Annotated in this window: 11 protein-coding genes; 9 read left to right on the top strand and 2 right to left on the bottom strand. The window is 72.7% G+C overall.

Going from position 1 to position 13,007, the window contains the following annotated elements:
• Positions 1–19 precede the first annotated feature (19 nt).
• Both U870_RS0121195 and kynA read right to left on the bottom strand, forming a co-directional pair.
• Complete coding sequence (locus tag U870_RS0121195) at positions 20–1,069, bottom strand: amidohydrolase family protein (protein ID WP_025159353.1); 1,050 nt, start codon at positions 1,067–1,069, stop codon at positions 20–22.
• A complete protein-coding gene (gene kynA / locus U870_RS0121190) occupies positions 1,066–1,926 on the bottom strand; it encodes a tryptophan 2,3-dioxygenase (RefSeq protein ID WP_025159352.1) in 861 nt (286 codons plus the stop codon). Before kynA ends, U870_RS0121195 begins: the two co-directional genes overlap by 4 nt.
• A 225-nt stretch (positions 1,927–2,151) precedes the next feature.
• Between kynA and U870_RS23395 the strand changes: the two genes are divergently transcribed.
• The 9 genes from U870_RS23395 to U870_RS0121145 all read left to right on the top strand — a co-directional run bounded on the left by U870_RS23395 (position 2,152) and on the right by U870_RS0121145 (position 12,978).
• On the top strand, positions 2,152–4,386 hold the full coding sequence (locus tag U870_RS23395; protein ID WP_025159351.1) for a sigma-70 family RNA polymerase sigma factor: 2,235 nt from the start codon (positions 2,152–2,154) through the stop codon (positions 4,384–4,386).
• A 146-nt stretch (positions 4,387–4,532) separates the two neighbouring features.
• Positions 4,533–5,687: a TIGR03364 family FAD-dependent oxidoreductase gene (locus U870_RS0121180; RefSeq protein WP_025159350.1), complete on the top strand. Its 1,155-nt coding sequence runs from the start codon at positions 4,533–4,535 to the stop codon at positions 5,685–5,687.
• A gap of 30 nt (positions 5,688–5,717) precedes the next feature.
• On the top strand, positions 5,718–6,623 hold the full coding sequence (locus U870_RS0121175) for an HAD family hydrolase (RefSeq protein ID WP_025159349.1): 906 nt from the start codon (positions 5,718–5,720) through the stop codon (positions 6,621–6,623).
• 11 nt (positions 6,624–6,634) lie between these two features.
• Complete coding sequence (locus U870_RS0121170) at positions 6,635–7,783, top strand: alcohol dehydrogenase catalytic domain-containing protein (RefSeq protein ID WP_240183770.1); 1,149 nt, start codon at positions 6,635–6,637, stop codon at positions 7,781–7,783.
• Between the two features lie 77 nt (positions 7,784–7,860).
• Positions 7,861–8,526, top strand: coding sequence for a TIGR00645 family protein (locus tag U870_RS0121165; protein WP_025159347.1), 666 nt, complete (start codon positions 7,861–7,863; stop codon positions 8,524–8,526).
• 85 nt (positions 8,527–8,611) lie between these two features.
• Positions 8,612–9,232, top strand: coding sequence for a uracil-DNA glycosylase (locus tag U870_RS0121160; RefSeq protein ID WP_025159346.1), 621 nt, complete (start codon positions 8,612–8,614; stop codon positions 9,230–9,232).
• A gap of 153 nt (positions 9,233–9,385) precedes the next feature.
• Positions 9,386–10,591 carry an MFS transporter gene (locus U870_RS0121155; protein ID WP_025159345.1) on the top strand — a complete coding sequence of 402 codons (1,206 nt, stop codon included), beginning with the start codon at positions 9,386–9,388 and terminating at the stop codon, positions 10,589–10,591.
• A gap of 73 nt (positions 10,592–10,664) precedes the next feature.
• Positions 10,665–11,246 carry a PadR family transcriptional regulator gene (locus U870_RS0121150; protein WP_025159344.1) on the top strand — a complete coding sequence of 194 codons (582 nt, stop codon included), beginning with the start codon at positions 10,665–10,667 and terminating at the stop codon, positions 11,244–11,246.
• A gap of 16 nt (positions 11,247–11,262) precedes the next feature.
• Positions 11,263–12,978 carry a DHA2 family efflux MFS transporter permease subunit gene (locus U870_RS0121145; RefSeq protein ID WP_025159343.1) on the top strand — a complete coding sequence of 572 codons (1,716 nt, stop codon included), beginning with the start codon at positions 11,263–11,265 and terminating at the stop codon, positions 12,976–12,978.
• The last annotated feature ends 29 nt before the right edge of the window (positions 12,979–13,007 follow it).

Genomic DNA, 13,007 nt, shown 5'->3' with positions numbered 1-13,007 from the left:
GGCCGGGGCGGGGTGTCGGTCATGGGCGCATTCCTTCGGTGGGGAGGGGCTGGTCGAGGGAGGGGGTGCGGAGCCCGCGCGCAGTCGCGAGCCATTCCGGCAGGAGCGACGGGTCCACGGGTGGGGACTCCGGCACCCAGGCGAACAGCGGTCCGATCGGTGCTCCGCGCAGGAGGTGGTCGTCGCCCGGAGCGCCGGCGATTGCGCGCAGCACAGTCGTCGCATCGAGCTCCGCCTCCAGCAGGGCCGCGAGCTCCCGCGCATTGGGCCCGAGCGGGAGCGGTCCGTTTCCGAGGTCGGTGCCGTAGAGCACCCGGCCCCCGGCGGTGTGGAACCGCCGCAGATTGTCGACGGCAGTTCCATGGGCGCGGGACGGGGTGCCCCAGCCATGGATGTCGAGGGTCGAGATCCAGCTCATCCCGGAACGGACGGCGTCGGCGATCACGGCATCGGGCACCCGCTCGGAGAACGGCGCGTGGGCGAGCCGGTCGACGCCGACACGGACTGCCCGCTCCACTTGTCCGACTCCTTGGGCGTGCACCACCACGGGAAGACCGGCGCGCGCCGCTTCCTCCACAATCGCGCGCAGAGTGACGTCATCCACCGTTTGCCCGGCGTCGCTGTTGAGGGCGACCTTGATGCAGGAGGCTCCTGCCATGACCTGTTCCCGCACCGCCGCCCGTCCGTCCCGGGCGCCGCCGACCTCGCGCGCGGCATCGCGCGGCGCCCAGCCGGAGCGGCTGGGGTAGCCGCCCGGGGCGGTGAGGAGGGCACCGGCGATCGCCGTGCTCGGACGGCTCGGGTCGTCGGCCAGCCAGCCGGCGGCGACCGCAGGCGTCCAGCCGAGGTCGATCACGTGGGTGATTCCACCGGCGACCAGGGTGGTCGCATCGATGAGTCCGAGGTGCACGTGATGATCGGTCAGCCTCGGGAAGAGGGTGCCGCCCACCCGGAGCGCGTGTCGGGAGTCGTCGCGCGCGGGACGCAGGAGATCGCCGTCGATGCGGAAGGACGGAGCGCAGCGGAAGCCGTCGCCGGTCCAGACCGCGTCGAACGCGACCGTCGTCACTGCGGACGGCCGATCTCGGTGCGGACCGCGAAGAGCTCGGGGAAGAACGTCAGCTCGAGCGCCTTCTGCAGGAAGGACACTCCGGACGAGCCCCCGGTGCCGACCTTCATGCCGATGGTGCGCTGCACCGTCTTGAGATGACGGAAGCGCCACAGCTGGAAGTTGTCCTCGAGGTCGACGAACTCCTCGCAGGCCTCGTACTCCGCCCAGTGCTCGTCGGCGGTCTCGTAGATGTCGCGGAACACCGGCACCAGCTCCGGTGTGAAGACGTGGGCCTGGGTCACGTCGCGGTCCAGCACCGTGTGCGGCACGGGGTGGCCGGCGCGGGCGAGGTAGCGGAGGAACTCGTCGTAGACGCTCGGCTCGGCGAGCAGGCCGGCGAGCAGGTCGTGCGCGGCAGGGTCGTTCTGGAACACGCTGAGCATGCGGCTGTTCTTGTTGCCGAGCACGAACTCGACCGCGCGGTACTGGTACGACTGGAACCCGGACGAGTTGCCGAGGAAGCCGCGGAACTGCGCGTACTCGGTGGGGGTGAGGGTGGCGAGCACCGACCACTGCTCGGTGAGCGTCTTCTGGATGTGCTTCACCCGGGCGATCCCTTTGAGCGCCGGCGCGAGCCGGTCGGCGCGCAGCAGGTCGCAGGCCGATTCCAGCTCGTGGAGCACGAGTTTGAGCCAGAGCTCGGTCGTCTGGTGCTGCACGATGAACAGCAGTTCGTCGTGGTGCTCGGGCGTGCTGACCGGATGCTGCGCGCTGAGGAGCGTGTCGAGGTCGAGGTAGGAGCCGTACGACATCCGCTCGCGGAAGTCGGTGACGATGTCGGGCTCGAAGTCGCGGGTGTTCCCGTCCACACTCATGCTGCGATTCTGCGCCGATCGTCACGAAAGCGCAACGGGGATGCGCGAGCGCGGAACGTCCCGTGACGACCTCGCCGGAACCGCGTCATGAATCGCCGCCTCCGGCGTCTCTTCGATGCGGCCTCCTGCTGGCCGTCGCGATCCCGGCCCGCCCTGGCCGGGCCGCCCCGAGCGACGGCGCCCTGCCGTGCCCGCCCGACGCACCCTTCCCGAATGAGCTCTGCCATGACCCCTCGCGACGCGCAGCCGAAGCGCCTCTCCCTGCGCCGGCGCACTCCCGAGCCTCCCGCCGTCGACGGGCTCTCCGACAACGATCTGGTCGAGCGCTCGCGCGCCGGCGAGGAGGCCGCCTACGCCGAGCTGTGGCGCCGGCACTCCCGCGCCGGCCTGGCGGTGGCGCGGTCGGCGAGTTCGAGCCTCGACCCAGAAGATCTGGTCGCCGAAGCGTTCACCAAGATCTTCCAAGCGGTCCGGGACGGCAAGGGCCCCCAGCTCGGATTCCGGCCGTACCTGTTCACGACGATCCGCAACCTGGCCGCGTCGTGGGGACGCGATCGCAAGGAGTCGCCCCTGGAGGACGCGGAGGCCATCCCGGACCCGGAGACCACCGAGTCGACGACGATGCACGCCCTCGATCGGTCTCTGACGGCGCAAGCCTTCCGCTCGCTCCCCGACCGATGGCAGGAGGTGCTCTGGTACTGCGACATCGAGCAGCTCGGGCCGGCCGAGGTCGCCCCGCTGCTCGGACTCTCGGCCAACGGGGTCTCCGCGTTGGCATACCGCGCACGCGAGGGTCTCCGTCAGGCGTGGATCCAGGTGCATCTGCAGTCCCTCGACGCGGAGTCGGAGTGCCGCTGGGTCACCGACCGCATGGGGACCTACACCCGTGGCAAGCTCGCCACCCGCGAGACGGTCCGCTTCGAGCGGCACCTCTTCGAGTGCGCGCGGTGCACGATCGTGCTGGGCGAGGCGCGCGAGGTCGGGTCGCGGCTCGCGCTGATCGTGCTTCCACTGACGGTGGGCGCCGGAGCGGCCACCGCCTACGCGGCCTGGATCCAGGGTGGTCACAACGCCCTGGCGTCCTCGGCGTCCGCCGCGTCGCCGCTGCCGTCGTCGGTGGCCGACACGATCTCGTCGGCCGGGTCCGCCGGCGGTGCGACGGCGGCGGGCGGGGCGGTCGCGGGAGGCGTGACGGTGGCGGCGTGGAGCGTCGGCGGCGCCCTTCTCGCCGCGGCCGCCGTGGCGGGCACGTTCGTGCTCGCCCCGCAGTTGTTCCCCGGCACCGGAGGCGGCTCGCCCGCGGGGCCTCCGGTCGCGGCCGCACCCGCGCATCCGCGAGCGCCCGGCGCGGCCATCCCGGTGCCTGCGACGCCGGGAGAGGCCCCGCCGGCGGCCGAGCCTCCGCCCGGAGCCAGTCCGGGGTCACCGGCGGACCCGCCCGGACCATCGGCTCCCCCGACGTCGACCGATCCGACGATCTCGACGGACCCGGCCGCGCCGAGCGCCCCGGGCGCGACGAGTGCTCCGGTCGCGCCGAGTAGACCGACGGCGCCGACCGGCCCGACGGATCCCACGGCGCCGACCACTCCCACCGATCCGTCGGCCCCGGTGGAGCCCCGGCCACCGGCCGCTCCCGTCGTCACCTCTCCCTGGGACGCCGCGCACGCCACCGCCGCACTGGCCGTCGACATAGCGGGCACCGGGGTCCCTGGGGCGACGGTGACCGTCACCGCGCGGCCGGCGGCAGGGCCGGACGGCACGGCCGCCACCGCCTCCGCGCCAGCGCTCGGGACCGCCGTCGTCGACGCGACGGGCGCGTGGAGGCTCTCCGCCGACCTCCACGCCCTGACGGACGGGCCGTGGACGATGGCGCTCGTGCAGACCACTGCGGACGGCAGCTCCACACCCACCACGCTCGGTCTCGTGATCGATCGCACGGCACTCCCACCGGTGATCGCCTCCGTCGACACCGGGACGGGCGACCTCGCCGGGAGGATGGCGCCGATCGTCTCCGGCACGGCCGAGCCCGGCGCGGTCGTCGTGGTCTCGGACGGGGACCGCGAACTCGCAACGGTGACCGCGGACGCCGCCGGCGTGTGGAGCACCGGCGAGCTGATCCTGGCCTCCCCGTCGTACGCGCTCGGCGCACGCCAGACCGATCCGGCCGGGAACGTCTCCGCGCCCTCGGCGGCGGTCACCGGAACCGCGAGCGCTCCTGTGGTGCTGGCGATCGGTGCACCGCACGTGGCGGTCCTCGTGGTGCGAGGAGACCCCGGGTCGACGGTCGAGGTGTGGCTCGACGGGCAGGCGACGGGCCGGCGCCTCACACTGGACGGCGCGGGTTACGGCTTCACCGTGATCGCGGCTGTGCCCGGCGAGCACCGGGTGGGCGCCGTTCTGGTTTCCGGCGACCGTCACGGGGTGCTCGCCGACACGTCCGTCCGAGTCGGCGGGTCCTGAGGCGGAGCGCGCCGTCGGGACCCTCGTGGCCGCTCGGGCCGCCCCGCTCGACCCGCGCCGCCCGTCCGTCGTTCACCTGCCGGTTACCCGGCCGTCGCGCCGCCGTCGTCCCCGCCGCCTAGCGTGTGCGCTACAGGAGGCGCGCAATGGGCAGGCACTACGATCTGGCGATCGTCGGCAGCGGCATCGTCGGTCTCGGTCACGCCGTCGCGGCCTTGCGCCGCGGGCTGACCGTCGCCGTCGTCGATCGCGCCTCGGGGCCGTACGGCGCCTCCGTGCGCAACTTCGGCCATCTCTGCGTGACCGGGCAGGACGGCGAGGCCCGGGCGTATGCCGAACTGGCCCGTGAGCTCTGGCTCACGCTCGCCCCGGAGGCGGGATTCTGGCTCCGCGAGTCCGGCACGGTGGTCGTCGCGCAGGCGCCCGACGAGATCGCGGTGCTCGAAGAGTTCCGCGAGCAGCGCGGCGGTCGCCAGGTGCGCATGCTCACCCCCGCCGAGGTGCGCGAGCGCATCCCGGTGGCCGACGGCGTCGCGGTCGGCGGCGCGTTCCTCCCCGCGGACCTGCAGGTGGATCCGCGCGAGGCGGCGCCCGCGATCGTCCGCTGGCTCGAGGCGCACGGCGTCGACTTCTACTGGCAGACCGCGGTCGGCGGCGTGCAGACCGGCACGGTGCACACCTCCCGCGGGCGCTTGGCGGCCGACGCCGTCGTCGTCGCCGTCAACCACGATGTCGAGCAGCTGTTCCCCGGCGTCGCCGAGGCGCACGGGATCGTGCGCTGCAGCCTCGACATGATGCTGGTAGAAGCCGAGCTCGATCGTCCGCTCGCCGCCCCGCTGTTGACGGGCTGGTCGCTGATCCGCTACCCCGGGTTCGCCCGCACACCGAGTGCCGACGCCCTTCGCGAGCGCCTGGCGGCCGAGCATCCCGCCCTCGCCGCACTCGACGTCAACCAGATGTACACGCAACGCCCCGACGGGTCGCTGCTGATCGGCGACACGCACCGTCTCGGCCCGGACGCGGTGCCGTTCCAGCCGGAGGAGGCGTTCGAGCTGCTGCTCGAGCGCGCCCGTGCGCTGTTCGGAGTCGACCGGCTGCGGGTCCGCGAACGCTGGCAGGGCGTCTACGCCTCCGCCCCCGACGAGTTCCTGGTCGCTGCCCCGCAGCCCGACGTGCGCGTCGTTTCGGTGATGACCGGCATCGGGATGACCACCGGGCTCGGGCTGGCCGACCGTGTGGTCGACGAGCTCTTCGCCTCCGCCCCCGGCGTGCTGGCGACCGCCGGCGGCCGCGCTCACTGACGCCCGCACGAGAACGAGAGAGGCACCACCATGACCCCCGACGGCCGCATCACCAGCGAGTTCGACGACACGGCCATCATCGAACCGGAGGATGACGACGAGCTCGCCGACCTCGAGCTGGTGGTCCTCGACCTGTTCGGCACGACCGTCATCGACGACGGCCTGGTCGAGCGCGCCTTCGCGCGGGCCGTGGAGGGCGCCCGCCTGGCCGGCACCGCCGAGGAGCACGACCGTGCGCTGGCCTCCGCGCGCCAGACGATGGGGCGCCCTGCCTCGGCCGTCTTCGAGGGGCTCACCGACGACGACGACCACGCCCAGCACGCCGGCGCCCTCTTCGAGTCCGCGTTCGCAGAACTCGTCGCCGCCGACGGCGTGCACGCGGCTCCGGGGGCGGAGGAGCTCATCCGGCTGCTCCGTGACGCCGGTGTCGCTGTCGCCCTCACCAGCGGTCTCTCGCGGTCGGCCCTCGACCTCGTGATCGCCGCGCTCGGCTGGGGAGACCTCGCCGACACGACGGTCAGCGCCGACGAAGCGGGCCGGGGGCGTCCGTTCCCCGACCAGCCGCTGACGGCGCTGCTGCGCACGGGGGCGACCACGGTCGAGGGGATGGTGGTCGTCGGGGGCAGCGCGAGCGATATCGCATCCGGCATCGCCGCCGGGGCGGGCCTCGTCGTCGGCGTTCTGAGCGGAACGGACGACGAACGCGCGTTCTTCGATGCAGGTGCGGACGCGGTCGTCGACGGCGTCGCCGACCTCGCCGAGCTGCTCGGTTTCGAGGACGAGGACGCGGCGTTCGACGACGAGGACGACGATCTGGCCGACTTCGACGACGAGGACGAACTGGACGACGACGACGCGGATGACGCCGCGGACGCCGACGACGCCGACGCGTCCGGCTCCGCGCTCGCCGCCGCCGAGGGGCCTGGCCGCCGGTGACGATCAAAGCTGTGACTCCGCGCGTCGTCGCCCCGCCGGCGAGCCTGGGGATGGGGGTCAGCGTCTACCCGTCGGCGACCGCGATGGTGTGGCCGGGGGAGGGGCATCGGCACGAGGCCGTCGCGGTCCCCGGCGTGCGCCTGGCGCCGGGCGACGTGCTGGTCGAGGTCGAGCTGGCCACCGTCTGCGGCTCGGATGTGCACACCGTGCTGGGCCACCGTTCGGCGCCGACGCCTCTGGTGCTCGGCCACGAGCAGGTCGGCCGCGTGATCGCGCTCGGCCGTGGCGGAGCGAAGACGACGGACGGCCACCGTGTGTCGCTCGGCGAGCGCGTGGTCTGGTCGGTCGCGGTGCCGTGCGGCCGCTGCGCGCGTTGCCGTCGTGGCCTCCCGCAGAAGTGCCTCACCCTGCAGAAGTACGGCCACGAGCGCATGCGCCGCGGCTGGGAGCTGTCCGGCGGGTTCGCCACCCACACGCACATCCTCGACGGGACGCCGATCGTCGCCGCGCCCGACGACCTGCCCGCCGCCGTGCTCGCCCCGGCGTCCTGCTCCACCGCCACGGTGGCCGCCGCCCTCGAGGCCGCGTCCGAGATCGTCCCCCTCGACGGCGCGCTCGTCCTCATCGCCGGTGCCGGGATGCTGGGCCTCACCGCCGCGGCGATGGCGACCGAGGCGGGCGCCCGCGTCGTGGTGAGCGATCCGGTGCCCGAGCGGCGGGACGCGGCCCTCGCCTTCGGGGCGGCCGCGGTCGTCGATCCGCGCGCGGCCGCCGATGCCCCGACGGGGATCGCGACGGCGCTCGCCAAGGCCGGCGGACGTGCGGCCGCCCCCACGATCGCCCTGGAGCTCTCCGGGACGGCGGCCGCGGTGCGATCCCTGCTCTCGGTGGTGGACGTGGGCGGAGTGCTCGTCCTCGTCGGCTCGGTGTTCCCTGGACCCGATCTCGCGGTCTCGCCGGAGCAGCTGGTGCGTCGCCTCCTCACCATCCGCGGCGTGCACAACTACGCGCCGCGGCACCTGGAGCAGGCCGTGCGATTCCTGGCCGACGGGGGACGCAACTACCCGTTCGCCGAGCAGGTCGGGGTCGTGTTCCCCTTGGCGGAGGTGGATGCGGCGCTCGCGGCCACCGGGTATCCGCGGGTGGGTGTGCGGCCCTGAGGCGGGCATCCCGATCCTGAGCGTTCTCACATGTTCGGTTCTTTAGGATCGAGCTCCCGAACCCCGTGAGGAACCCCGTGATCGAGATCACCGACCCGACCACCCGTCCCCGCACCACCGACTCCGAGGGGGAGCCGCCGGCGCCCCCGCACCCGCCCGCGCCGTCGCAGCACCGACGGCCCGGGCCGGCGAGCCGCGCCATCGGCTCGCTCATCTTCTTCAGCCGCTGGCTGCAGGCGCCGCTCTATCTCGGGCTGATCGTGGCCCAGGTGATCTACGTCTGGGTGTTCATCGTCGAGCTGTGGCATCTCGCCGAGAAGGTCGTGATCTCCGGCGACATCGACGAGGCGGCCGTCATGCTCGCCGTCCTCGGCCTCATCGACGTCGTGATGATCGCGAACCTGCTCATCATGGTGATCATCGGCGGCTACGAGACCTTCGTCTCGCGGGTCAACACCGACGGCCACCCCGATCAGCCGGAGTGGCTGTCGCACGTCAACGCCAACGTGCTCAAGGTCAAGCTGGCGATGGCGATCATCGGCATCTCCTCGATCCACCTGCTGAAGACGTTCATCGAGGTGGGCGACCTGGGCGCCCCCGGAGCGAAGAACGTCACCGGCGACTCCTATACCCCGCAGGGGGTGCTGTGGCAGGTGATCATCCACTGCGTCTTCATCCTCTCCGCGGTCGCCTTGGCCGCGATCGACCGGATGTCACGCAAGGCGGACGACGCCGCGCACTGAGCGGGCGACGCCGCGCACGACGCGCTGACACGACCGACGGCGGCGAGGCGCTGACACGGCCGCCGCCGGATGGCATCGTGGACGCATGAGCGACGATCCCTTCGCCCCGTTCTTCCGGATGCTGGCCGCGGTGCCCGTTCCGGCGGACGCCGAGGCCCTCTACGGCGACGACCCGGAGGGCCGGCGGCGGGAGCGCAACCTGCGCCGCTACCTCGCGATGCCGCACGCACCGGTGCTGCTGCTCGGCGAGGCTCCGGGGTGGCGCGGGATGACCATCACCGGAGTCCCGTTCAAATCCGTCCGTGAGGTGCGGGCCGCGGTGGTGCCCGACCTGGCCGGACTCGAACTCCCGGCCGAGCCGCAGGCGCCGTGGGAGGCGTCCAGTCGCGACGTGTGGGCGGCCTTCCGCCGATGGGAGGGTCCGCTCCCGCTCTCCTGGCCGGTGTACCCGCACCATCCCTTCGTCGCCGGCGATCCGCGCACGAACCGCACCCCGCGCCCGGCGGAGGTGCGCGCGGGCGCGCCGGTCGGCCTGGAGCTCATCCGCGTGCTCGGCATCCGGACCGTCGTGGCCGTCGGCCGCAAGGCGCAGGGCGCGCTCGCCGCGACGGGGATCGACGCTCCGGCGATCCGGCATCCCGCTCAGGGCGGCGCGCGTCTGTTCACCGAGCAGCTGCTGGCGCTGAACAGCGGCCAGGGGACCTGATCGTCACGGTCTGATAGGTTCTCGACGTGCTTCACATCGTGATGTTCATCTGACGGTCCTGCGTCCCACCTGCGCAGGTCTCCATCCGTCGAGGGTCTCTCGAACGACCCTCCGGATCCCTTCCTCCACCGTCAGAATCCTTCGGAGCATCCCGTGTTCGCCTCTCTTCGCATCCCCGGCGCCGTGCGCGCCTTCCTCCCGGCCCTGATCGGCCGGTCCTCCCTCGCCATGGCGGGCCTCGCCGTCCTGCTCGCGGTGCAGTCCAGCACCGGCTCGTTCGCCGTCGCCGGACTGGCGTCCGCGGCGTTCGGCATCGCCAACTTCATCGTCGCGCCCTGGCGCGCCCGGGCCGTCGATCGCTGGGGGCAGCGGCGGGCGCTCGGGCTCCTCGCCCTGGTGCAGGCCGCCGGCTTCGTCGCCCTCGGTCTCGTCGCGGCGACACCCTCCGCAGCGGTCGGATGGCTCCTCGCGCTCGCCGCCGTGGTGGGCGTCTCGGCGCCGCCCCTCGGTGCGGCCATGCGAGTCGTGTGGAGCTCGCTCACGGAGCCGGGGCCGCAGCGCGAGAAGGCCTTCAGCCTCGACGCCGTGGCCGAGGAGCTGCTCTTCGTCGGCGGTCCCGTCGCGATCACGGCGATCATCGTGGCCGCGTCGCCGAGCGTCGGGCTCATCGTCACCGCGGTCGTCGTGGTCGTCGGCACCGGGGGGATGATCACGAGCGGCGCGTCGGCCGCGCAGGCCGGAGCGGCACCCCTCGCGCGGGAGCACCGCTCCCGCCCCCTCGCGGTGCCGGGGTTCGTGCGCGTGCTGATCGTGCTGACGGGCGTCGGCGCGGTGCTCGGCGTCGTGGAGATCGCGGCGCCCGCCCTCGCCGCGGAGCAGGACGCGCCGGCGGCGGCCGGCTGGCTGCTCGCGGCCTTCGCAGCCGGGAGCGCGTGCGGCGGCGTCGTCTACGGGCACCTGCGCTGGCGGGCGCCGCTCGGCCGACGGCTGCTCGTGCTCTGCCTCGGGATCGGCGCAACCTCCGTCGCGGTGTCGGCCCTCGGGTCCGTGCCGCTGTTCGCGGTGGGGCTGGTCGTGCTCGGGGTCTTCCTGGCTCCATCGCTGATCACCGGCTACCTGGTCGCCGACGCGGTGGTGCCGGCCGAGGGCCGTACCGAGGCATCGAGCTGGATCAACACCGCGGTCAACCTGGGGGCGTCGGTCGCGTCCGCGCTCGCGGGCGCCGCCATCGACGCCTCGGGCACGGGGAGTGCTCTCCTGGTGGTCGGGGTGGTCGCCGCAGCGGGCGCGTTCATCGTGCCGCTGGGGAGGCTCGACCGATCCGGGACCGCTCCGGCGGCAGGGCCGGCCGAGCCTTGACACCTCGATGATCCGGCGCGTACTATTCCACACGGAATAATCACCAAGGAACAATCGATCCGGAAACATCCACATGACACCCACCCCCTCCCTCACCCCGCTCGCCGTGGCGGCGCTCGCGCTGCTCGCCGAGGGGCCGACGCACCCGTACGAGATGTACCAGACCCTCGTGCTGCGCTCGGAGGACCGGCTGGTCAAGGTGCGCCCCGGATCGCTGTACCACACGGTCGACCGCCTCGCCCGGCAGGGCTACGTGCGGGCGACCGGGACCGAGCGCGAGGGCAACCGGCCCGAGCGCACCACCTACGAGATCACCGTCCCGGGCACGGAGGCCCTCCGCGAGCGGATCGCCGACATCATCGGCACACCGGTCAACGAGTACCCCGAGTTCCCCGTCGGGCTGGGGGAGTCGAACAACCTCCCGGCCGAGACGGTCGTCGCGCTGCTGCGGCAGCGCATCTCGCTCATCCAGGACGACATCTCGGCCCTGGACGAGGCGATCCGCAAGGTCACGGCCAAGGGCCTGCCTGCCCGGTACTGGATGGACGTGCGCTACCTGCGCGCGATGGCGGAGGCCGACGCGGCCACCCTCCAGGCCCTCATCGACGACCTCGTCTCAGGAGAGATCTCCTGGGACGAGGTGAAGCAGCACTGACAAGAGAAAGACTCCCATGGAAAAAGAACTGAAGCCGTGGCCCGCACTGTGGGCACTGGTGATCGGGTTCTTCATGATCCTCATCGACACGACCATCGTGTCGGTCGCCAACCCGGCGATCATGAAGGGCCTCGACCTCGGCACCGACTACAACGCGGTCATCTGGGTGACCAGCGCCTACCTCCTGGCCTACGCCGTCCCCCTGCTCATCACCGGTCGCCTCGGTGACCGGTTCGGCCCGAAGAACCTCTACCTGGTCGGCCTCGTGATCTTCACCCTCGCCTCGGCCTGGTGCGGCTTCTCCGGTGTGATGCCCGGTGGCGGCATCGGGATGCTCATCACCGCCCGTGTCGTGCAGGGTCTCGGCGCCGCGCTGATGACCCCGCAGACGATGGCCGTCATCACTCGCATCTTCCCGCCCGACCGCCGCGGTGCGGCGATGGGGCTCTGGGGCGCCGTCGCCGGTGTCGCCACCCTGATCGGCCCGCTCCTCGGCGGCGTGCTCGTCGACGGCCTCGGCTGGGAGTGGATCTTCTTCATCAACGTCCCCGTGGGTGTGGTCGCGTTCATCCTCGCGGCCCGGCTCGTGCCCAAGCTGCCGACGCACACGCACAGCTTCGACATCCTCGGTGTCATCCTCAGCGCGGTCGGCATGTTCCTGCTCGTCTTCGGCATCCAGGAGGGCGGCACCTACGACTGGGGGACCATCACCGGACCGATCACGGTCTGGGGCCTCATCATCTCGGGCATCGTGGTCCTGATCGCGTTCGTGGTCTGGCAGGCGTTCAACAAGAAGGAGCCCCTGCTCCCCCTCGCACTGTTCCGCGACCGCAACTTCTCGCTCTCGAACGGCGCGATCACGGCCGTCGGTTTCGCCGTCACCTGCATGGCTCTGCCGCTCGTGTTCTACTTCCAGACGGTGCGCGCCCTCACCCCCACCCAGTCCGCCCTGATGCTCGCCCCGATGGCGATCTTCTCCGGCGTCCTGGCGCCCTTCGTCGGCAAGCTGATCGACCGGATCAACCCGCGGTACTTCGCGACGACCGGCCTGCTGCTGTTCGCGATCTCGCTGTTCTGGTACTCCCGCCTGCTCACGCCCGACGTGTCGATCTGGTGGCTGCTCGCCCCGAGCGCCCTGCTGGGCATCGCGATGTCCGGCGTGTGGGGCCCGATCTCCACCACTGCGACCCGCAACCTCCCGATGAACCAGGCGGGCGCCGGTTCCGGCGTGTTCAATACCACCCGCCAGGTCGGCGCGGTGCTGGGAAGCGCCTCCATCGCCGCCCTCATCTCGAGCCGCCTCGCGGTCGACCTGCCGAAGGCTCCGGGCGGCGCATCGCCGAGCGAGGCCGCAGCGGGCACCGAACTCCCGACCTTCCTGCACGCCGGCTTCACGCAGGCGATGTCGGAGGCGCTGCTGCTGCCCGCGGCCGTCGCGCTCCTCGGCGCCCTGATCGTGGTGTGGTGGGCGAAGCCGAAGCCGCCGGCCTGGGGCCCGCGCGCGGATGCGGCGGCCGCTGCCGCTGCCGCCGCCGGTGCCGGTGCCGGTGCCGGTACTGGTGCTCCTGCGGGCGTTCCCGCCGAGGTCGGCGCGCACGGTTCGCACGCCGCTCCGGTTCCCGTCGACGCGGTGGTGCACGGATCGCACGCCGCCGACGTGCCCCCCGCCACCGATCTGGCCGAGGGCGAGGAGCCGCCGCACGGCCTCCACGCCGCCCCGGTCGCGGACTGACCCGGACCACGTCACGCACGACGAAGCCC

Origin of the sequence: Leifsonia aquatica H1aii (assembly GCF_000633535.1) — a bacterium.
GTDB classification, from domain to species: Bacteria; Actinomycetota; Actinomycetes; order Actinomycetales; family Microbacteriaceae; genus Leifsonia; species Leifsonia aquatica_A.
This window is presented reverse-complemented; position numbering and strand designations above follow the sequence as displayed.